The organism is Tsukamurella spumae (assembly GCF_012396015.1).
GTDB classification, from domain to species: domain Bacteria; phylum Actinomycetota; class Actinomycetes; order Mycobacteriales; family Mycobacteriaceae; genus Tsukamurella; species Tsukamurella spumae.
On sequence record NZ_JAAXOQ010000010.1, the window covers coordinates 116,556 to 137,144 of the forward strand.

Genomic DNA, 20,589 nt, shown 5'->3' on the forward strand with positions numbered 1-20,589 from the left:
TTTCCGCTCGGCGCTTGCCGATCGTCAGCAGCGCCCGCGAGTATCAGCAGCGCGCTGCCGATAATTCGGCCTCAGCGGCTGGTGCACACCTGGCGGCGCGGTGCCGGATCTGTTCGCGGATTCGCCGGATTCTCAGCTGCGACGGTGGGGCGGTGCGCCGCCCGCCGACGAGCGCGCCGGCTACCGGTTCTCGGCGCGGGCCTTGAGGGCGGCGAGGCCCTTCTCGAAGTCCTTGCCCACGAACCGGTCCATCGGCAGGACCTTGCCGAGCAGGGAGAACAGCCCGGTGGTCTCCCCGGTCATGGTCCAGGTGACGCGCACGCCGTCGCCCGCCGCGGCGATGTCGAAGCGCACGTGGTTGTTCGCGGCCATCGGTTTGCGGAACTTGAGGTCCACGTCCACGGATCGTCCGGGCTCCGTCGCCGAGATGCTCATGCGGCCCTCGCCGGCCTTGCGGTTCCCGCGCCACGCGTACGCAGCGCCCGGCCCCTCGGACGGGCCGCTGTACTCGCGGTGCAGCTGGGGGTCGAGGCCCTCCCAGGGCGACCAGTGCCGCCACTCGTGGAAGTCGTCGATGAGGCCGAAGACGGTGTCGGCAGGCGCGGCGATCTCGATGGACCGGGCCACGGTGAAGGCGGTCATGGCGCCCAGCGTACGACCTCGCTGCGGCCCGGGGGCGGCGAGCGAGCGCCGGGCGGCGCTGCCGTCATTACACTCACGTGCATGACTGTTGCACCCGACATGACATCCGGCCGTCCCGCGTCGGGCCTCACCGCCGCGCAGGTCGCCGAGCGGGTGCGCGACGGCCGGGTCAACACCCTGCCGAACCGGTCGGGCCGGAGCACGTGGGACATCGTCCGCGCCAACGTGTTCACCCGCATCAACGCGATGCTCGGTGTGCTGTTCCTGCTGGTGCTGTTCACGGGCTCGCTGATCAACGGGCTCTTCGGCCTGCTCATCGTGTTCAACTCCGGTATCGGCATCATCCAGGAGCTCCGCGCGAAGAAGACCCTGGACTCGCTGGCGATCGTCGGGCAGGCCCATCCCGTCGTCCGGCGCGACGGTGTCTCCACCGAGGTCGCGCAGTCCGAGGTCGTGCTCGACGACGTGATCGAGATCGGCGCGGGCGACCAGATCGTCGTCGACGGCGAGACCATCGAGTTCGAGGCGCTCGAGGTCGACGAGTCGCTGCTCACGGGCGAGGCGGATCCCGTCGACAAGCAGCTCGGCGACGAGATCTTCTCCGGCAGTTTCGTGGTCTCCGGGTCGGGCGCCTACCGGGCGACGAAGGTCGGCGCCGATGCCTACGCCGCGCAGCTCGCCGACGAGGCCAGCAAGTTCACCCTGGTCAACTCCGAGCTCCGGTCGGGTATCGACAAGATCCTGCAGGTGATCACGTGGTTGCTGATCCCCGCCGGCATCCTCACCGTGTTCAACCAGCTGGTCATCTCCAAGCAGGAGCTCAACCAGGCGATCCTGGGCATGGTCGCGGCGCTCGTGCCGATGGTCCCCGAGGGCCTCGTGCTCATGACCTCGATCGCGTTCGCGGTGGGCGTCGTGCGCCTCGGGCAGCGCAAGTGCCTGGTGCAGGAGCTGCCCGCGATCGAGGGGCTGGCCCGCGTGAACGTGGTCTGCGCCGACAAGACCGGCACGCTCACGGAGAACGGCATGCGGCTCTCGGAGCTCGACGTGCTCGACGGCGACCGCGCCGAGATCGAGCGCGCCCTCGCCGCGATCGCCCACCTCGACGCGCGTCCGAACGCCAGCGTGCAGGCGATCGCCGAGGCCTATCCCGACGCGCCGTCGTGGCGCGCCGCCGCCGTCGCGCCCTTCAGCTCCGCCAAGAAGTGGTCCGGCATCTCCCTCGCGGACGGGGATGCGCCGCACGGCAACTGGATCCTGGGAGCCGCTGACGTCCTCCTGGATCCGGAGTCCGACGGTGCCCGCCGCGCCACGGAGCTCGGGTCCACGGGGCTCCGGGTGCTGCTGGTCGCGTCGACGGACGTGCCCGTGGACACCGACGGTGAGGGGCTCGCCGCGCCGGGGAACCTGGTGCCCCGCGCGCTGATCGCGCTCGAGCAGCGCGTGCGCGTCGATGCCCGGGACACCCTCGACTTCTTCGAATCGCAGGGCGTGGGCGTCAAGGTGATCTCCGGCGACAACGCGGTATCGGTGGGCGCGGTGGCGCATTCGCTGGGGCTCGGTTCGGCGGACTCCTCGGTGGATGCGCGGAAGCTGCCCGTCGACAACGACGAGCTGGCGCAGGTGGTCACCGATAATGTCACCTTCGGCCGGGTGCGCCCCGATCAGAAGCGGGCCATGGTCACCGCGTTGCAGTCCCGTGGCGACACCGTCGCGATGACCGGTGACGGCGTCAACGACGTGCTCGCGCTCAAGGACGCCGACATCGGCGTCGCGATGGGTTCCGGTAGCTCCGCCGCCCGGTCGGTCGCGCAGATCGTGCTGTTGGACAATAAGTTCGCCACCCTCCCGTACGTCGTGGGGGAGGGTCGCCGAGTGATCGGCAACATCGAGCGCGTCGCGAACCTGTTCCTCACCAAGACCGTGTACGCCGTGCTGCTGGCGTGGCTCGTGGGCCTGGCGGGCCTGGGCGCGAAGATCTTCGGCTTCGCGCCGATCTCGTACCCGTTCCAGCCGATTCACGTGACGATCGCCGCGTGGTTCACCATCGGTGTCCCCGCGTTCGTGATGTCCTTGGCCCCCAACAACGAGCGTGCCCAGACCGGGTTCGTCGCGCGGGTCCTGCGGCTGGCGGCACCGTCGGGAATCGCGGTCGGCCTGGCGACCTTCCTGTGCTACCTCGTGGTGAATCCGGGGGGCTCCGGGGCGTCGATAGGGGCGAAGGCCGCCACACTGAGCCCCGAGCAGATCAAGGCCTCGACGGCGGCGCTGATCACGCTGCTGGTCGGGTCGCTGTGGGTGCTGGGGATCGTCGCGCGACCGTACACGTGGTGGAAGGTGCTGCTCGTCGGTGCGTCCGTGGCCTTCTACGTGGTGCTGTTCTCGATCCCGCTGGCGCAGGAGAAGTTCTTCCTCGACATCAGCGACCCCGAGATGGTGGGCATCGGCTTCGCCTTCGGCGGCCTGGCGATCGTGCTCGTCGAGGTGCTCCGCCGGCTCGCGCCGCGGATCTTCCACAGTTACGCGAAGAAGCGCTGAACCGTTCCCCGGCGGTTCCGGGCCGTAGCGGCGCTACTCCCCGGGACCGCTGAGATGTCGCTCTCTGCGGCGGCGCCCCGGCGTGCCGCGAGGTCGGCGCCGCGGAGAGCGACATCTCAGCGCCCGTGCCCGATACCGAGTACCGCGCCTACTCGAAGCGGCGGCGGAGAGCGTCGCCGTCGGCGAGGGGCAGATCGGACGGGGTGGTCCAGAACGCCGACGCGAGGTCGTAGCCGTCGTGGACCAGGGCCGCTCGGTCGGGCCACCGCTCGGAGGCCCACTCGGGCTCGTTGTGCATGGAGTTGATGCCGGAGCGCACGGCGCCCTCGAGCTCGAAGTGCAGATCCCGCGCGGCGGTGCGGGCCTCCGGCGCGCCGACCGGCTCCGCGGCCGACACGTCGATGAGGTGCAGCGCGGCGTCCCGGACCTGTCGTTCGGTCCAGACGAAGGTCCGACGGTGCGCGTTCGGCACCAGCAGGTACATCACCAGCAGCGCCACGATCACCCCGACGACGGTCTCGAGCAGCCGATCCCGCATCACCGGGGCGGCCGGACCGGAGACGATGCCGGCGCCGCTGGCCATCAGTGCGACGGGCGTGATCACCACGACCGCTGCGGCGTAGTTGCGCACGATGAGTATCTCGATGGTGAACTGCAGGAAGGCGATCACCGCGATCAGCGCGTATCCCTGCAGCGACAGTGCGTGAAGGCCCGCGAACAGCATCAGGCCGACGGCCGTACCGAGGAACCTGTGCAGCGCCCGGGCAGTGCCGCGGACCCGGTCGAACCCGGTCTGCAGCACGACAAGGGCGCTGATCGCCGCCCAGTGCGGGCGATCGAAATCGAGTGCGATGCTGATGGCCCCTGCTGCGAGGCAGGCGATTCCGACGCGGGCGGCGGTGATCGCCGCATGCGAGGACCGGTTCAGCGAGCGGCGCAGCCGGTGGCCGATCGTGGGCCGCAGCCGCGAGGTGGTGATCTGTCGCGTGGGGTCGACCTCGGAATCGGGGGCGTCGGCCGAGTCGGCGGCGAACCGGCGATTGGCCTCGCTCATCGCGACCAGCAGGTCCGCATCGGCGGGGCGGGAGGCGGACCGGGCGTCGTCGAGCGTGGACCACGCCGCGACGAGCGCGGCGCCCGCGGCGTGCCGCCGCTCCGCCGATCGCGGCCCGTCCGCCGCGAGGAGACCGTTCACCGCGCCGATCGCCCGGCCGACGGCCTCGCGTTGCGGGCGGGAGGAATCGATCGTGGCACCCGCCATGGACACGACGACCGACGCGACGGCGCCGCAGGCTGCCGCGAACATGAGCATGCCGGGCGACGCCCCGGATTCGACGGCCATCAGTGCGCCGGCTCCGACGAGGGCGAAGAACAGCGCCCCGGGCGGCCCGAGGCGCAGCGCGTCGACGACGTACACCGCAACCACTGCGACGACCGTGACCAGCAGCACCGCGCCGATCCTCAGGGCCATCCCGCCCGCGGGTAACAGGCCGCCGATCAGCGCGCCGACGGCTACCGAGAGCAGCAATGCGGCAGCAGCCGCCGCGACCACCTGGGCCCGGATGCGGTACGGCCGCCCCTCACCGTAGAGCAGCGCGAACGCCCCGAAGGTCACGAACAGCGCCGCGTGCGCCTGCCCCGCGGCGACCATCGCGACGCCGGGGATGAGCACTGCGGCCGCGGCCCGCAGCCCGGCCTGCCACCGCCAGATCGGTGCACCGTCGGCGAAGACGAGCGAGCGCACACGCGCGACGCGGGGCAGAGGATCAGGAACCGGTGTACTCACCTATCCATTTCATCACTAACGAGCCGTCGGCGGGGTGTCAGAGCAGTGCGACACCGCCGAAGCCCGGTATTGCCGCGAAGGTTCGTATCAGCTCGGCGATCGGGACGGCGAGCGATCCGGTGCCCGCTGAGATCCCGACGAGGCGCCCCTTGGTGCTGAAGACGGATGCGCCTGAGCGGCCGAACGGCGAGGAGAATCCGTCGAGGTGCAGCAGTGCGTCCGAGTCGATCGTCGCGCTGAAGTGCTCGCCGAGCCCCTGGACATCGACCTTGTCGCGCGAGCGGATCACCGCGGCCGGCGCCATCGACATCCAGCCGACCCCGTCGTCGAGTCGAACGGCGACCGCGGACCAGGCGCCGTTCGTGCCCGTCGCCACCGCGGCGACGGTGCCCAGGGTGCTCTTGTCGTCCGCGTTCTCGATCCGGGTTCCGACCGGCGCCGCGCAGTCCTTGCCCACGACGGCGTAGCGGACCTGGTCGGCACCATTCCCTCGCGCGAGGATGGCGCCGAGCTGGCACATCGCAGCGGAGCCGGACGGCCGCACGATGGCGCCGAGGCTGGCCGTGGTCAGTCGCACCATCCCCGGCGGGAGCGACTCGGCCTCGGACGTCGCCGTCGACTGCAGCAGCGTCGGCCCGTACATTCGCGGTCCCTCACCGCCTGCCGCGCATCCGGAAATCGCAGAGGAGATGGCGAGACCGGTGACCAGCCACATCCGCGCAGTGTTCATGATGCGCAACGTAACATCATCGTTGGTGGGGAGGCATCTGCCGGGCGGAGAATCGGCGACGAAAAGAAAGTGCCCCCGGCAGGATTCGAACCTGCGGCCTTTCGCTCCGGAGGCGAACGCTCTATCCCCTGAGCTACGGGGGCGCAGGGCGTAGCAAGGTTAGCGCATAGGGCGGGCCCGGCGGAAACCGGGCGGTCAGGCGCACCCTAGGATGGTCGGGTGACTCCCGCTGACCTTTCGGAACTCCTGCATGCCACCGCGACGACCGTGCTCACCGAGCGCGGCCTCGACGTCTCCGTGCTGCCGGAACGCGTCATCGTCGAGCGGCCTCGCAACCCCGAGCACGGCGACTACGCGACCAACCTCGCGATGCAGGTCGCGAAGAAGGCCGGCGTGAACCCGCGCGACCTCGCCACCTGGCTCGCGGAGGCGCTCGGCACCGCCGCGGGCATCGACGAGGCCACCATCGCCGGCCCCGGCTTCCTCAACATCCGCCTCGCCGCGGACGCGCAGAACCAGCTGATCGCGACCGTCCTCGAGCAGGCCGGTGCGTTCGGGCACGGGAAGGCGCTCGACGGTGCGCTGATCAACCTCGAGTTCGTCTCCGCCAACCCGACGGGGCCCGTCCACCTGGGCGGCGCCCGCTGGGCCGCCGTGGGCGACAGCCTCGGCCGCGTCCTGGAGGCGCAGGGCGCCGAGGTCACCCGCGAGTACTACTTCAACGACCACGGCGCGCAGATCGACCGCTTCGCGCGCTCGCTCGACGCGGCGGCGCGGCAGGAGCCGACCCCCGAGGACGGCTACGCCGGCGACTACATCAACGACATCGCCGCCACCGTCATCCAGGGCCACGAGGGCATCCTCGACCTGCCGGAGGCCGAGCGGGTCGAGGCCTTCCGCGCCGACGGTGTGGAGCTCATGTTCGAGCACATCAAGCGCACGCTGCACGAGTTCGGCACCGACTTCGCCGTGTTCACGCACGAGGACGAGATGTTCACCTCGGGCCTGGTGGAGAGCAGCGTCGAGCAGCTCAAGGCCAATGGCAACCTGTACGAGCAGGACGGCGCCTGGTGGCTGCGGGCCACCGACTACGGCGACGACAAGGACCGCGTCGTCATCAAGTCCGACGGCAACGCCGCCTACATCGCGGGCGACATCGCCTACATCAAGCACAAGTTCGACCGCGGCTTCACCCTCGCGATCTACATGCTGGGCGCCGACCACCACGGCTACATCGGCCGCCTCAAGGCCGCCGCCGCGGCGCTGGGCTACGACCCGGCGCGGATCGAGGTGCTGATCGGCCAGCTGGTGAACCTGGTCAAGGACGGCAAGCCCGTCCGGATGAGCAAGCGGGCGGGCACCGTCATCACCCTCGACGACCTCGTCGAGGCCGTCGGTGTCGACGCCGCGCGCTACTCGCTGGTGCGCAGCTCGGTGGACACCTCCATCGATCTCGATCTCGACCTCCTGGCGCAGGCCAGCAACGAGAACCCCGTGTACTACGTGCAGTACGCGCACGCACGCCTCTCGGCGATCGCGCGGTCGGCGCAGGAACTCGGCATCGAGCCCTCGACGGAGCATCTCGGCCTACTCGACCACGCCCGCGAGGGCGACCTCGTGCGCACGCTCGGGGAGTTCCCCGCCGTGGCCGCGGGCGCCGCGAACCTCCGTGAGCCGCACCGCATCGCGCGCTACCTCGAGGAGCTGGCGGGTGCGTACCACCGCTTCTACGGCGAGTGCCGGGTGCTGCCGCTCGGCGACGAGCAGCCGACCGATCTGCACCGCGCCCGCGTGGCGCTGTGCGCCGCCACTCGTCAGGTGCTCGCCAACGGCCTTGCCCTCGTGGGCGTCTCGGCCCCGGACCGGATGTGAGACAGTCGTGAGCGAACTGGATCGGGCCGTCTGGCCCGCGCACGCCCGCCGGGAGGCCGACGGTGCCGTCTCCGTCGCCGGCGTGTCCGTGACCGAGCTCGCCGCCGATTTCGGAACGCCGCTGCTGGTGATCGACGAGGACGACTTCCGTGCGCGGTGCCGCGCGATGCGGGAGGCCTTCGGCGAGGACGCCGCGGTGCACTACGCGTCGAAGGCGTTCCTGTCCCTGGAGATCGCGCGCTGGGTGCGCGACGAGGGCCTGAACCTGGACGTGTGTAGCGGCGGCGAGCTGGCCGTCGCCCTGCGCGCGGGATTCCCCGCTGAGCGGATCGCGCTGCACGGCAACAACAAGTCCGCCGCCGAACTGGACCTCGCGGTGGAATCGGGCATCGGCCACATCGTCATCGACTCGCTGTCCGAGATCGCGCGTCTCGATTCGATCGCGGGGGAGCGGAGGGTCGTGCAGGAGGTGCTGATCCGGCTCACTCCCGGCGTTGAGGCGCACACCCACGAGTTCATCTCGACCGCGCACGAGGACCAGAAGTTCGGCTTCTCGCTGGCGGCGACGACCGTCCACGACTCACCCGCGATGCAGGCCGTCACGGCGGTGTTCGAGGCGCCGAACCTGCGCCTGGTGGGCCTGCACAGCCACATCGGCTCGCAGATCTTCGACGTCAACGGCTTCGAGATCGCCGCGCGCCGGGTGCTGGAGCTGCTGCGCGACGTGGTCGCCCGCTTCGGCGCGGAGAAGACCGCACAGCTGAGCACCATCGATCTCGGTGGCGGACTGGGGATCTCGTACACCTCGCACGACGACCCGCCGCCGCTGACGGACCTCGCGGCCAAGCTGCGTCACATCGTCGAGACCGAGTCCGCCGCGCTGGGGCTCAGAACCCCGCACATCGCGGTCGAGCCCGGCCGCGCGATCGCCGGGCCTCCCGGCATCACGCTCTACGAGGTCGGCACGATCAAGGACGTCGCGGTCGATGCGGAGGACGTGGCGGCACAGGGCTTCCGCCGCTACGTCTCCGTGGACGGCGGCATGTCCGACAACATCCGCACCGCCCTGTACGGCGCGGAGTACACGGCCGTGGTCGCGAGCCGGGACCCGCAGGGTGAGCCCGTGCAGTCGCGGATCGTCGGCAAGCACTGCGAGACCGGCGACATCGTGGTCCGCGACACGCTCACTCCCGGGGATCTGGCGGAGGGCGACCTCATGGCCGTCGCCGCCACGGGGGCGTACTGCTATTCGATGTCCAGTCGCTACAACATGCAGCCGCGACCGGCTGTCGTGGCGGTGAAAGACGGCGCGGCGCGGCTGATCCTGCGTCGGGAGACCGTGGACGACCTGGTGAACCTGGAGGTGCTCTGATGACTGAAAACACTGATCAGGACAAGGAACTGGGCGTCGCGCTGCTCGGCATGGGCACCGTCGGCACCGAGGTGGCGCGGATCCTCGTGGAGAGCGCCGACGATCTCGCCGCGCGCGTGGGCGCGAAGCTGGTCATCCGCGGGATCGCGGTGCGCGACACCGGCAAGGACCGCGGCCTCAAGGACCTCGGCCTGAAGAAGAGCCTGCTGACCGACGACGCGGAGGCCCTCGTCGGCCGCGACGACGTCGACATCGTGGTCGAGGTGATGGGCGGCATCGAGCCCACCCGCTCGCTGATGCTCAGCGCGTTCAAGGCCGGCAAGTCCGTCGTCACGGCGAACAAGGCACTCCTCGCGGAGTACACCGGCCAGCTCGCCGACGCCGCCAACAAGGCCCGCGCCGACCTGTACTTCGAGGCCGCGGTGGCCGGCGCGATCCCCGTGATCCGCCCGCTGCAGCAGTCCCTGGCCGGCGACTCGGTGGAGCTCGTGGCCGGAATCGTCAACGGCACCACCAATTTCATCCTCTCCAACATGGCGGAGCACGGCGATCCGTACGAGGTGGTCCTCAAGGAGGCCGGCCGCCTGGGCTACGCCGAGGCCGACCCGACGGCCGACGTCGAGGGCTACGACGCCGCCAGCAAGGCCGCGATCCTCGCCTCCATCGCGTTCCACACCCGCGTCAAGGCCGATGACGTGTACCGCGAGGGGATCACGGGCGTCACCGCGGCCGACATCGAAGCGGCGAAGGCCTTCGACTGCACCATCAAGCTGCTCGCGATCTGCGAGAAGTTCACCGATTCGAAGGGCTCCCAGCGGGTCTCGGCCCGCGTGTACCCGGCGTTGGTGCCCTTCAAGCATCCGCTGGCGAGCGTCGACGGGGCCTACAACGCCGTCTTCGTCGAGGCCGAGAACGCGGGCCGCCTGATGTTCTACGGCGCCGGCGCGGGCGGCGCCCCGACCGCCTCCGCCGTGATGGGCGACCTGGTGGCCGCGGCCCGCAACAAGGTCGTCTCCGGGCGCGGGCCCCGCGACTCGGCCTACGCCAAGCTGCCCATCGCGCCGATCGGCGAGGTGCTCACCCGCTACTACGTGGCGATGGAGGTCGCGGACCGGCCGGGCGTGCTCAGCGCGGTCGCGAACGAGTTCTCGGCGCGGGACGTGTCGATCAGCACCGTCCGCCAGCAGGCCGACACCCCCGAGCGGGGCGCGCGGCTGGTGATCCTCACCCACCGGGCACCCGACGCGGCCCTGTCGGCCACCGTCGAGGCCCTGAAGAACCTGGACGTGGTGACCGCCGTGTCCTCCGTGCTCCGTCTGGAGGGAACCAATGACTAGCACCCCCGTGCACCAGCCCTGGCCCGGCCTGATCCAGGCGTACCGGCACCGTCTGCCCGTGTGCGACACGTGGGAGCCGGGCTGGGAGCCCGTCACCCTGCGTGAGGGCGCGACCCCACTGCTGCCCGCGCGGGCGCTCTCCGAGCTCACCGGCTGCGACGTGCACCTGAAGGTGGAGGGCCTCAACCCCACGGGCTCGTTCAAGGACCGCGGCATGACGATGGCCGTGACCGAGGCCAAGGCGACCGGCAAGAAGGGCGTGCTGTGCGCGTCCACCGGCAACACCTCCGCCTCGGCCGCCGCCTACGCCGCGATCGCGGGCCTCGAGTGCGCCGTCCTGGTGCCCGCGGGCAAGATCGCGATGGGCAAGCTGGCGCAGGCAGTCATGTACGGCGCGCGGATCATCGAGGTCGACGGCAACTTCGACGACTGCCTCGAGCTGGCCCGCAAGACCACCGCCACCTTCGACACCATCTCCCTGGTGAACTCCGTGAACCCGGTGCGCATCGAGGGACAGAAGACCGCGGCCTTCGAGATCGTCGACGCGCTGGGCAAGGCGCCCGATGTGCACGCGCTGCCTGTGGGCAACGCCGGCAACATCACCGCGTACTGGCGCGGCTACAGCGAGTACCACGCGGACGGCATCATCGGGTCGCGCCCGCGCATGCTCGGCGTGCAGGCCGCGGGCGCCGCGCCGCTGGTCAACGGGGCTCCCGTGAAGAACCCCGAGACCATCGCGACCGCCATCCGCATCGGCAGCCCGGCGTCCTGGAACCAGGCCGTCGCCGCCAAGGACGAGTCGAACGGCCAGTTCCGCGCCGCCACCGACGAGAAGCTGCTCGAGGCGTACCGTCTGGTCGCCAAGACCGAGGGCGTGTTCGTCGAGCCGGCGTCCGCCGCGTCCGTGGCGGGCCTGCTCGCCGCCACCGCGGACGGCTGGATCGAGAAGGGCTCGACCGTGGTCTGCACCGTGACGGGCAACGGCCTCAAGGACCCCGACACCGCGCTGAGCAGCCTGCCCGAGATCGCCCGCGTGGGCATCGACCCCGTCGCCGTGGCCGCCGCCATGGGCCTGACGGAGTAAGCGCGGCCGTGTCACCCGCTTCGAACGCCCCGCTCGTGCTCCCGGTCGGCCTCAAGGTCACCGTGACGGTCCCCGCGTCCAGCGCGAACCTCGGCCCCGGGTTCGACACCCTCGGCCTGGCGCTGGGGCTCTACGACGATGTCACCGTCGAGACCGTCGACCCCGCGGACCCCGACTCCGGCGGGGACCTGACCGTCATCGTCACGGGGGAGGGCGCCGGCGAGGTGCCCACCGACGACCGGCATCTCGTGGTGGTCGCGCTCCGCCGCACCCTGGACTACCTCGGCGTCTCCGCCACCGGGCTCCGCCTGACCTGCGTGAACCGGATCCCGCATTCGCGCGGACTGGGCTCCTCGGCCGCCGCCGCCGTCGCCGGGATCGCCGCCGCCGCGGCACTGGCGACCGACGCGGACGCGCCCCGCGCCCTGAGCACCGATGAGATGGTGCAGCTCGCATCCGAGTTCGAGGGACATCCCGACAACGCCTCCGCCTGCGTGCTCGGCGGCGGCGTCGTCTCCTGGACCGTTCCGGCGGTCCCGGTGCCCGATGTGGCCGGCTACCGCGATCACGCGGCGGCGAGCGCGGCACCGTCGGCCCCCGTGCACTACGGGGCCCGGCGGATGGACGTGCACCCCGACATCCGGGCGTACGTGTTCGTGCCGGACGTGCAGTCCTCGACCTCGGTCACCCGCGGGCTGCTGCCGCGGCTGGTGCCGCACGCCGACGCCGCGTTCAACGCCTCCCGGGCCGCGCTGATGGTGCTCGCGCTCACGGAGCACCCCGACCTGCTGCTCGAGGCCTCCGACGACCGCCTGCACCAGCGCTATCGCGCGGCGTCGATGAAGGAGTCGGCGGGACTCGTCGAGCGGCTGCGCGCCGCCGGTGTCGCCGCTGCCGTCTCCGGAGCGGGCCCGACGGTGCTCGCGCTGACCCCGCAGGTCCTGCCCGCGAGGCTGTCGGACGCGGCCACGGAGGCGGGCTTCACCGTCCGCGAACTCGCGATCGCCGACGGGGTGTCCAGGTCCTGACCGGGACGCGCCGGGGACCGGTGATTGCCGGGCGTTGACAGGGCGGCTATCATGGCAGACGTGTCCGACTAATGTGCGGACGCTGTTTCGGCACCTTGCCACCTCAGTCTGACGACCAGTCCCGGACGTGTTGGCGCGCCGGTACCCGCTCCAGGCCGAGAGACACCATCCCCCGCCCCACACCGCGGTTCCGGCAGCCGAGGCGCAGACAAGCACCTTCAGATGACGTGCGTCGCCCCGCGGAAAACACCTGTGTACCAACGCAGGCGGGCCCGGCGAAACACGGTAGGCCCCTCCGACGCACAGCGCGGCTGGGGAAGTGAAAGGAACTCCGTGACTGATACGGACGTGACCACCAGCCCGGACGCGGGCACCGCCACGGCGAGCTCCGCGCGCGCCGACGAGCGGCGCCGCTCCGGCCTCAACGGCATGGTGCTGGCCGAGCTCCGCGGCATCGCGAGCGAGCTGGGGATCAAGGGCATCTCCGGCCTGCGCAAGGGCGATCTGATCGCCGCCATCACGGCCCAGCAGGGCGGCGGTTCCGCCCCGGCCAAGGCCGCGCCGAAGGCCGCCAAGGCCGCGCCGAAGGCGGAGGCTCCCAAGACGGACGCCCCGAAGGCGGAGGCTCCCAAGACGGAGACCCCGAAGGCGGAGACCCCGAAGGCGGAGGCCTCGAAGGCGGACGCCCCGAAGGCGGAGGCCCCGAAGGCGGAGGCACCGTCGGACGCCCCGAAGAACGACGGCGAGCAGGGCCAGCAGCGCGAGGGCGGCCAGCGTCGCGAGCGCAACCAGCGCCGCAACCAGAACCAGGACGGCGAGAACCGCCAGCAGGGCGAGAACCGGCAGCGGAACCAGGGCAACAACCAGGGCGGCCAGGGCAACAACCAGGGCAACCGGAACCAGAACAACGGCCCGGACGACGACGGCGATGGGACCGGGCGCCGCGGGCGCCGCTTCCGCGAGCGTCGCCGCGGCCGCGATCGGGGCCAGAACGACGGTGAGCCCCAGGTCAGCGAGGACGACGTCCTGCAGCCCGTGGCCGGCATCCTGGACGTGCTCGACAACTACGCCTTCGTCCGCACCTCCGGCTACATCGCCGGGCCGAACGACGTGTACGTGTCGATGAACATGATCCGCCGCAACGGCCTGCGCCGCGGCGACGCGATCACGGGCGCCGTGAAGATGCCCCGCGACGGCGAGAACAACGACGGCGGCAACCAGGGCGGTGGCGGCGGTGGCCGCGGCAACCAGAACAACCGGCAGAAGTTCAACCCGCTGGTGCGCCTGGACTCGGTGAACGGCCAGGACGTCGATTCGGCGAAGAACCGGCCCGAGTTCAACAAGCTCACGCCGCTCTACCCGAACCAGCGACTGCGCCTCGAGACCGCGCAGAACATCCTCACCACCCGCGTGATCGACCTGATCATGCCCATCGGCAAGGGCCAGCGCGCGCTGATCTCCGCCCCGCCGAAGGCGGGTAAGACCACGGTGCTGCAGGACATCGCCAACGCGATCGCCACCAACAACCCCGAGTGCTACCTCATGGTCGTGCTGGTGGACGAGCGGCCCGAAGAGGTCACCGACATGCAGCGCAGCGTGCGCGGCGAGGTGATCAGCTCGACCTTCGACCGGCCCCCGTCAGACCACACCTCGGTCGCCGAGCTCGCCATCGAGCGCGCCAAGCGCCTCGTCGAGGGCGGCAAGGACGTGGTGGTGCTGCTCGACTCGATCACCCGCCTGGGGCGCGCCTACAACAACTCGAGCCCCGCGTCGGGCCGCATCCTCTCGGGCGGTATCGATTCGACGGCCCTGTACCCGCCGAAGCGGTTCCTGGGCGCGGCGCGCAACATCGAGAACGGCGGCTCGCTGACGATCATCGCCACCGCGCTGGTCGAGACCGGGTCCACCGGCGACACCGTGATCTTCGAGGAGTTCAAGGGCACCGGCAACGCCGAGCTCAAGCTGGACCGCAAGATCTCGGAGCGGCGCGTCTTCCCGGCCGTCGACGTCGCGGCGTCGAACACCCGTAAGGACGAGCTCATCATGGCCCCCGACGAGGCGGCCGTGGTCAACAAGCTGCGCCGGCTGCTCGCCGCGCTGGACGGCCAGCAGGCCATCGACCTGCTGATCAGCCAGCTCAAGAAGACGCAGAACAACATCGAGTTCCTCATGACGGTGCAGAAGAACAGCGGCTTCGCCGACAACGACTGACCCATCACGACGGCGGCGCCCCACTCCATCGGAGTGGGGCGCCGTTGCGCCTTCAGGGGAGCGGCGGACACCGTCGGGCATGCCGACGGTGCCCGGACACCCCTACTGCGGGAGGAACGGCGTGATCGCGGTGGCGATCTGCGTGCCGCGGCTGCAGTCCCGGTTGCCGACCTTCTGCAGGCCCACGTACAGCACGCCGTTGGTCAGGGACTTGTAGGCGGTGACGCAGTAGTCGGGCGTGCTGGTGTTGATGCTCGGCACGGTGAACGTGCGCCACTTGGTGGTGCCGGGCACCGTGACCGGCGTGCCGGACTCCCACGCGTTGGAGTCGACGAAGGTCGCGAACCGCACGTCCGCGTTGCTCGCCTTCGAGTCCGAGCCCTTGCACGCGAACTTCACGCCGGTGGCCGAGCGCTGCCCCGGATCGTCGACGAGCGCGCTGATGCCCAGCGTCGAGATCGTGGCCGCGGGCAGCAGGCACGGATCGATGTAGCCCTCGCGGAGCGTGGAGGTGTTGTTGACCGGCACCGGAGGCGTGGTCGACGTCGCGGACGCGCTCGAGGTGCTCGTCGGCGCGGCCACCGCGGTGTCATCGGACCCAGAGAGACTGAACGCCAGCACCGAGATCCCCGCCACCGCCACGACCGCGACCGCCGCCACCGCGCCGATGAGGACGCCGCGCTTGGAACCGGCCTGCTGCTGCCCCTGCGCGGCCAGCCCGACGGGCGCGCCCTGCCAGGTGCCCTGCGGCCCCTGGACCGGCGGGCCCGGGATCGGGCCGGACGGGCGCTGGACGGGCTGCGACGGTGCGCCCTGGAACAGCTGGGCGGTCTGCGGGGGCGTCGGGGGCCGGAGCGCGGGGCCCGGCGGGGGCGTCGGCACCCGGTGCGGGTTCGACGGTGCCTGCCCCTGCGCGTAGGTGCCGGACGCGGCGGCGCGCAGCGCATGCGCGAACTCGCGGCAGGTGGCGAAGCGCTGCTGCGGCTGCTTCGCCATCGCGCGGGCGATCACGGCGTCGATGGCGGGCGGCAGGTCCGGGCGCAGCCGCGAGGGCACGGGCGGCGGCGCCATGAGGTGGTCGCGGATCACGGCGGTGCCGCTGCTGGCACCGTAGGGCTTGGCGCCCGTGAGCAGCTGCACCGTCGTCCCCGCCAGGCTGTACTCGTCGCTGCGGCCGTCCACCGGATCCCCGGCGAGCTGCTCGGGGGAGGCGTAGTCGAGGGTGCCGACGACCATCCCCACCTGTGTCAGGTCGCTGTGCTCCTGCTGTTGCCGCGCGATGCCGAAGTCGCCCAGCATGATCCGCGGCGTCGCACCGGTCGTGTCGATCATGATGTTGCCCGGCTTGACATCCCGGTGCAGCAGCCCGGCGTCGTGCGCGTAGTCGAGCGCCGCCGCGACCCCGTCGACGATGGTCAGGACCTGGTCGACGGGAAGGCCGCGCGGATTGCTCGCGAGCAGGCCCGAGGCGTCCTGCCCGGGGACCAGCTTCATCGACATCCACAGCCGGCCCTCGTCGTTGCCGCGGTCGTAGACGGGCACGATGTTCGGATGGTCGAGGCCGGCGGCCATGTCGGCCTCGCGCTCGAAGCGCGCGCGGTAGACCGGATCGTCGGAGAACGCGGCGGGCAGCACCTTGAGCGCGTCCACGCGGGGCAGGCGCGGATGCCGGGCCGCGTACACCGCGCCCATGCCGCCCGCACCGAGGAGACGCTCCACGACGTATCCGCCGATCACGGTCCCGGGGGGCTCGGTGCCCGTCGGTCCATTGCCTGACTCGCTCACGTCTTGTACTCCCGCTCCGTGACTACTCGGCCCGCTCGCTACGCTCCCGGCGCCGGCGTGGGTGACTGCTGGAAGCTAACACCGGTCGACTTGGGGCGCGCCAGTCAACCACCAAAGAGGGGACGGCCGGGCGGCGTCGCGCCGTGGCCGGCCGCGCACCGACCCCTCCGGATCCGTCCGGGAATTTCTCGACGGCCAGGGCGTTCTGGCATACTGGAACGTCGGTATGGGTTCCGGTTCACGGTCCTGGCGCAGCCAGGGGCGACCCGGCGACCACTGAACTGAGAAGGAACGGCAAACATGAAGCAGGGTATTCACCCCGAGTACGTGGCCACCACCGTCGTGTGCGGTTGCGGCAACACGTTCGAGACGCACAGCACCAAGGCCGACGGCCGGATCAACGTCGAGGTCTGCTCGCAGTGCCACCCGTTCTACACGGGCAAGCAGAAGATCCTCGACACCGGCGGCCGCGTCGCCCGGTTCGAGAAGCGCTACGGCAAGCGCGCGGGCAAGGCCACCGAGGCTGCCGCCGCCGAGTAGTCGCCCCACCGACGCCCGTCCTGCCCCGGCAGGCCGGGCGTCGGCGCGTTTCACGGCCCGTTCACCCACTCACGGAAAGTCCCCTCATGAGCGCCTCGTCCCCCTCCGCCATCGACGACATCCTCGCCGAGTACTCCGGTCTCGAGCAGCAGATGTCCGACCCGGCGCTGCACAACGACGCCGGGGCGGCGCGCCGGGTGGGCAAGCGGTTCGCGGAGCTCGCGCCGATCATGGCCACCCATCGCAAGCTGGAGGCGGCCCGGGAGGACCGCGCCGCCGCGCAGGAGCTGGCCGCCGACGACGCGTCCTTCGCCGACGAGGTCACCGCGCTGACCGAGCAGATCGACGTCCTCGAGCAGCAGCTCACCGACCTGCTCGCCCCGCGCGACCCGCACGACTCCGACGACGTGGTGCTCGAGGTCAAGTCCGGTGAGGGCGGCGAGGAATCGGCCCTGTTCGCCGGCGACCTGGCCCGTATGTACCTGCGCTACGCCGAGCGTCGCGGGTGGAAGGTCGAGACCCTCGGCGCCACCTACTCCGACCTCGGCGGATTCAAGGACGCCACCTTCGCGATCAAGTCCCGTGGGCCCGCCGCCGACGGTTCGATCGACGGCGTCTGGGCCCGGATGAAGTTCGAGGGCGGCGTGCACCGCGTGCAGCGCGTCCCCGCCACCGAGAGCCAGGGCCGCATCCACACCTCGGCCGCCGGCGTGCTCGTCTACCCGGAACCCGACGAGGTCGAGGAGGTGCAGATCGACGAGGGCGATCTGCGCATCGACGTCTACCGGTCCTCCGGCAAGGGCGGCCAGGGCGTCAACACCACCGACTCGGCCGTGCGCATCACCCACCTGCCCACGAACATCGTCGTGACCTGTCAGAACGAGCGCTCGCAGCTGCAGAACAAGGCCCGCGCCATGCAGGTGCTCGCCGCGCGCCTGCAGGCCCTCAAGGAGGAGGAGGCCGAGGCCGCCGCGTCGGACTCCCGGGCGGCACAGATCCGCACCGTCGACCGGTCCGAGCGGATCCGGACCTACAACTTCCCGGAGAACCGGATCGCGGACCACCGGATCGGCTACAAGTCGCACAACCTCGACCAGGTGCTCGACGGGGAGCTCGACGGGCTGCTGGACGCGCTCCAGGTGGCGGACCGTCAGGCCCGCCTCGAGGCCGAGTGACCTCCCGGCCCACCCGGCTCGCCGCGGCCGCGACGGCCCGCCTCGCGGAGGCCGGCGTACCGTCGGCCCGGGTCGACGCGGAGATCCTGCTCGCCGAGGCCCTCGGCATCGATCGGGGCTGCATCCCGATCGCCGACGACGCCACCGCCGACCAGGAGGCCGCGTACGCGGCCCTCATCGCCCGCAGGGCCGCCCGGGAGCCGCTCCAGCACATCCTGGGCCGCGCGTACTTCGGGCCGCTCACGCTGGCCGTGGGGCCCGGTGTCTTCGTCCCGCGCCCCGAGACCGAGCTGCTGGCGGTCCGGGCCGCGCGGAAGGCGGGACGCGGCGCCGGTATCGTCGACCTCTGCGCCGGCTCCGGCGCCCTGGGCCTGTACCTCGCGGCGACGGTGCCCGACTCCCGCGTCGTGCTCGTCGAACGCGACCCCGAGGCCCTGGCCTACCTCCGGCGCAACGCCGCGGGAACGGGTGCGACGGTGCTCGCGGCGGACGTCCGCGACCCGGGCCTGCCGGCCCTGATCGAGCGGACCGTCGGCCGCCCGGACCTCGTGGTGAGCAACCCGCCCTACGTTCCCGACGGTGCGCAGCTCGACGTGGAGGCCGCCGCCGACCCCGCCCTGGCGCTGTACTCCGGTGCCGACGGCCTGGACCTCATCCGCGACCTGGCGCCGCTCGCCGCCCGTCTGCTGGCCGGCGGTGGGGAGGTCGGGATCGAGCACGACGACTCCAACGGCGCGGGCACCGCGGAGCTGCTGCGCCGGGCGGGTTTCTGCGCGGTCACCGAGCACCGGGACCTCGCGGGGAGGCCGCGCTACGTCACTGGCAGGATGGACGTGTGAGCATCGCGTACGACTGCACCGATCCCGACTCCCGCGCCGCGGGCATCAGCGCGGCCCGCGCCGCGCTGAAGGGGGGCCGCCTCGTCGTCATGCCGACGGACACCCTCTACGGCATTGGGTGCGATGCCTTCGACAGCCGCGCCGTCGCCGACGTGCTCGCCGCGAAGCACCGCGGGCCCGACATGCCCATCGGCGTGCTCGTCGGCTCCTGGAACACCATCGACGGGCTCGTCACCCGCGTCAGCGACCAGGCGCGCGAGCTGACCCGCGCGTTCTGGCCCGGCGCCGTCTCCCTCGTCGTCGAGCAGGCACCCAGCCTGGCCTGGGACCTCGGCGACACCCGCGGCACCGTCATGCTGCGGATGCCGCTGCACCCCGTCGCGATCGAGCTCCTCCGCGAGGTCGGGCCGATGGCCGTGTCGAGCGCGAACGTCTCCGGCAAGCCGCCGGCGGCCACCATGAACGAGGCCCGCGATCAGCTGGGCGACTCGGTCGAGGTCTACCTCGACGGCGGCCCGTCCGAGCACGCCGTCGCGTCCAGCATCGTCGACCTGTCCGGCCCGCAGCCCCGGGTCCTGCGGGAGGGCGCCGTCACGAAGGCGCGGATCGCCGAGGTCCTCGGCGTCACCGTCGAATCCCTGGGCTGAGCCATGTGACGGTGTGGACGGTGATCACCCGGGAACGACGAAGCGCCGAGGCCCGGGAGGGGCCTCGGCGCTTCGCCGTGGAACGGGGTTCCGTCAGTTGCCGGGGGCCGGCGTCGCCGCGGGCGCCGCGCCGGGCGTGGTCGGGGTTCCCGGAGTCGGATCCGCCGGCTGGTTCGCGGCGCTGGAGGGGATGTTCTCGCCGACGCCGCCGACGTCGGTGATCTGCCAGTCCTTGCTCTTGTCCATCGTCACGTTGTAGACGGTGACGACCTCGCGGCCGCTGCTCGCCTGGACGTTCGTGGCCTCGACCCGGACGTAGGCGTTGACCTTGAAGACCGGCCCGGACTGCGAGTTGACCACCGCGTCCAGGACGGTGCCCTTGGACACCCACTGCAGCGGCTGCAGCAGCTGGTTCATGGCGCCGCCCACGGCGTCCATCTTGGCCTTGAGCTCCGGAGAGACGCCCTTGACGAGCGCGGTGCGCCACGGGCCCAGGTCGTGGTAGTCGAAGGTCGACGCGCCCACCGCGTACTCCGCGGCCACCTTCTCGGCCTGCGCCTTGTCCGCGGCGGCGTTCTTGAGGTCGTTGACCTCGCCGCGCTTGCTGTTCCAGAGCAGCCCGAACGCGATCGTGCCGGCCAGCAGCGCGATCACCACGACGGTGGCCAGCACGGTCATGACGGTGGCACCCGCCGCGAGGCCGGAGCCCTGCCGTGCCTCGGCGGCTCGGGGAGCAGGCCGGGGAGCGGGCCGGCTGCGGCGCACGGGAGCGGTCTCCGCCTCGTCGTCCTCGTCCGCGTCGTCCTCGTCCGCCGGGGGAGCGGGGCGCTTCTTGGCGGTCGAGACCTTCTCAGTGGCGGCCTCCGTGGCGGTCTCCGCCTCGGCCGCGGCCTCGGCCTCGGCCTCGGTTGCGGTGGCCGCGTCCGCGGCCTCGTGCACGGTGTCCTCGGTCGTCGCGGCCTCGTCGGTGAGGTTCTTGTCGTCCGGGGTGGAATCAGTCACT

Annotated in this window: 16 protein-coding genes and 1 tRNA gene; 11 read left to right on the forward strand and 6 right to left on the reverse strand. The window is 71.4% G+C overall.

Going from position 1 to position 20,589, the window contains the following annotated elements; all coding sequences use genetic code 11:
• Positions 1 to 180: 180 nt before the first annotated feature.
• Entirely contained in the window at positions 181 to 642 is a 462-nt protein-coding gene (locus HF999_RS09635) for an SRPBCC family protein (RefSeq protein WP_168545657.1), read from the reverse strand.
• Between the two features lie 81 nt (positions 643 to 723).
• Here HF999_RS09635 and HF999_RS09640 point away from each other — a divergent pair, with 81 nt between their 5' ends.
• Positions 724 to 3,180, forward strand: a complete 2,457-nt coding sequence (locus HF999_RS09640; RefSeq protein ID WP_210733642.1) for an HAD-IC family P-type ATPase — start codon at positions 724 to 726, stop codon at positions 3,178 to 3,180.
• A 148-nt stretch (positions 3,181 to 3,328) separates the two neighbouring features.
• Here HF999_RS09640 and HF999_RS09645 read toward each other — a convergent pair whose 3' ends face one another.
• The 3 genes from HF999_RS09645 to HF999_RS09655 all read right to left on the reverse strand — a co-directional run bounded on the left by HF999_RS09645 (position 3,329) and on the right by HF999_RS09655 (position 5,839).
• On the reverse strand, positions 3,329 to 4,966 hold the full coding sequence (locus tag HF999_RS09645; RefSeq protein ID WP_168545658.1) for an FUSC family protein: 1,638 nt from the start codon (positions 4,964 to 4,966) through the stop codon (positions 3,329 to 3,331).
• Positions 4,967 to 5,003: 37 nt separating this feature from the next.
• Entirely contained in the window at positions 5,004 to 5,609 is a 606-nt protein-coding gene (locus HF999_RS09650) for a hypothetical protein (RefSeq protein ID WP_168545659.1), read from the reverse strand.
• 157 nt (positions 5,610 to 5,766) lie between these two features.
• A tRNA-Arg gene (locus HF999_RS09655) sits at positions 5,767 to 5,839 on the reverse strand.
• Positions 5,840 to 5,915: 76 nt separating this feature from the next.
• On the opposite strand from HF999_RS09655, the gene argS reads away from it, so the two are divergent.
• The 6 genes from argS (at position 5,916) to rho (ending at position 14,600) form a co-directional block, all read left to right on the forward strand.
• Entirely contained in the window at positions 5,916 to 7,568 is a 1,653-nt protein-coding gene (gene argS, locus HF999_RS09660) for an arginine--tRNA ligase (RefSeq protein WP_168545660.1), read from the forward strand.
• Positions 7,531 to 8,940 (forward strand): diaminopimelate decarboxylase, encoded by a 1,410-nt coding sequence (gene lysA / locus HF999_RS09665; protein ID WP_168545661.1) that lies wholly within the window; start codon positions 7,531 to 7,533, stop codon positions 8,938 to 8,940. Before argS ends, lysA begins: the two co-directional genes overlap by 38 nt.
• Positions 8,940 to 10,277 (forward strand): homoserine dehydrogenase, encoded by a 1,338-nt coding sequence (locus HF999_RS09670; RefSeq protein ID WP_168545662.1) that lies wholly within the window; start codon positions 8,940 to 8,942, stop codon positions 10,275 to 10,277. Before lysA ends, HF999_RS09670 begins: the two co-directional genes overlap by 1 nt.
• A complete protein-coding gene (gene thrC / locus HF999_RS09675; RefSeq protein ID WP_168545663.1) occupies positions 10,270 to 11,361 on the forward strand; it encodes a threonine synthase in 1,092 nt (363 codons plus the stop codon). The genes HF999_RS09670 and thrC overlap by 8 nt, the downstream gene beginning before the upstream one ends.
• Positions 11,362 to 11,369: 8 nt before the next feature.
• Positions 11,370 to 12,389: a homoserine kinase gene (gene thrB / locus HF999_RS22475; protein WP_168545664.1), complete on the forward strand. Its 1,020-nt coding sequence runs from the start codon at positions 11,370 to 11,372 to the stop codon at positions 12,387 to 12,389.
• A 333-nt stretch (positions 12,390 to 12,722) separates the two neighbouring features.
• The gene (rho, locus tag HF999_RS09685; protein ID WP_312854081.1) at positions 12,723 to 14,600 is read left to right on the forward strand and encodes a transcription termination factor Rho; all 1,878 of its coding nucleotides are present in this window, start codon (positions 12,723 to 12,725) and stop codon (positions 14,598 to 14,600) included.
• Between the two features lie 102 nt (positions 14,601 to 14,702).
• Here rho and HF999_RS09690 read toward each other — a convergent pair whose 3' ends face one another.
• On the reverse strand, positions 14,703 to 16,385 hold the full coding sequence (locus tag HF999_RS09690; protein WP_168545666.1) for a serine/threonine-protein kinase: 1,683 nt from the start codon (positions 16,383 to 16,385) through the stop codon (positions 14,703 to 14,705).
• Between the two features lie 300 nt (positions 16,386 to 16,685).
• On the opposite strand from HF999_RS09690, the gene rpmE reads away from it, so the two are divergent.
• From rpmE to HF999_RS09710, 4 genes are all read left to right on the forward strand, one after another.
• A complete protein-coding gene (gene rpmE, locus HF999_RS09695; RefSeq protein WP_168545667.1) occupies positions 16,686 to 16,925 on the forward strand; it encodes a 50S ribosomal protein L31 in 240 nt (79 codons plus the stop codon).
• Positions 16,926 to 17,011: 86 nt separating this feature from the next.
• Positions 17,012 to 18,100, forward strand: a complete 1,089-nt coding sequence (gene prfA / locus HF999_RS09700; protein ID WP_168545668.1) for a peptide chain release factor 1 — start codon at positions 17,012 to 17,014, stop codon at positions 18,098 to 18,100.
• A complete protein-coding gene (gene prmC, locus HF999_RS09705; RefSeq protein ID WP_168545669.1) occupies positions 18,097 to 18,939 on the forward strand; it encodes a peptide chain release factor N(5)-glutamine methyltransferase in 843 nt (280 codons plus the stop codon). Before prfA ends, prmC begins: the two co-directional genes overlap by 4 nt.
• A complete protein-coding gene (locus HF999_RS09710) occupies positions 18,936 to 19,586 on the forward strand; it encodes an L-threonylcarbamoyladenylate synthase (protein WP_168545670.1) in 651 nt (216 codons plus the stop codon). The genes prmC and HF999_RS09710 overlap by 4 nt, the downstream gene beginning before the upstream one ends.
• Before the next feature lie 93 nt (positions 19,587 to 19,679).
• On the opposite strand, the gene HF999_RS09715 is transcribed toward HF999_RS09710, so the two are convergent.
• Positions 19,680 to 20,588 (reverse strand): hypothetical protein, encoded by a 909-nt coding sequence (locus tag HF999_RS09715; RefSeq protein WP_168545671.1) that lies wholly within the window; start codon positions 20,586 to 20,588, stop codon positions 19,680 to 19,682.
• Position 20,589 lies beyond the last annotated feature (1 nt).

Excerpts from the sequence above, each read along its gene's own strand:
- HF999_RS09635 (WP_168545657.1), bottom strand. The coding sequence starts at position 642 with ATGACCGCCTTCACCGTGGCCCGGTCCATCGAGATCGCCGCGCCTGCC.
- HF999_RS09640 (WP_210733642.1), top strand. The coding sequence starts at position 724 with ATGACTGTTGCACCCGACATGACATCCGGCCGTCCCGCGTCGGGCCTC.
- HF999_RS09650 (WP_168545659.1), bottom strand. The coding sequence starts at position 5,609 with ATGTACGGGCCGACGCTGCTGCAGTCGACGGCGACGTCCGAGGCCGAG.
- HF999_RS09670 (WP_168545662.1), top strand. The coding sequence starts at position 8,940 with ATGACTGAAAACACTGATCAGGACAAGGAACTGGGCGTCGCGCTGCTC.
- thrC (WP_168545663.1), top strand. The coding sequence starts at position 10,270 with ATGACTAGCACCCCCGTGCACCAGCCCTGGCCCGGCCTGATCCAGGCG.
- rpmE (WP_168545667.1), top strand. The coding sequence starts at position 16,686 with ATGAAGCAGGGTATTCACCCCGAGTACGTGGCCACCACCGTCGTGTGC.
- prfA (WP_168545668.1), top strand. The coding sequence starts at position 17,012 with ATGAGCGCCTCGTCCCCCTCCGCCATCGACGACATCCTCGCCGAGTAC.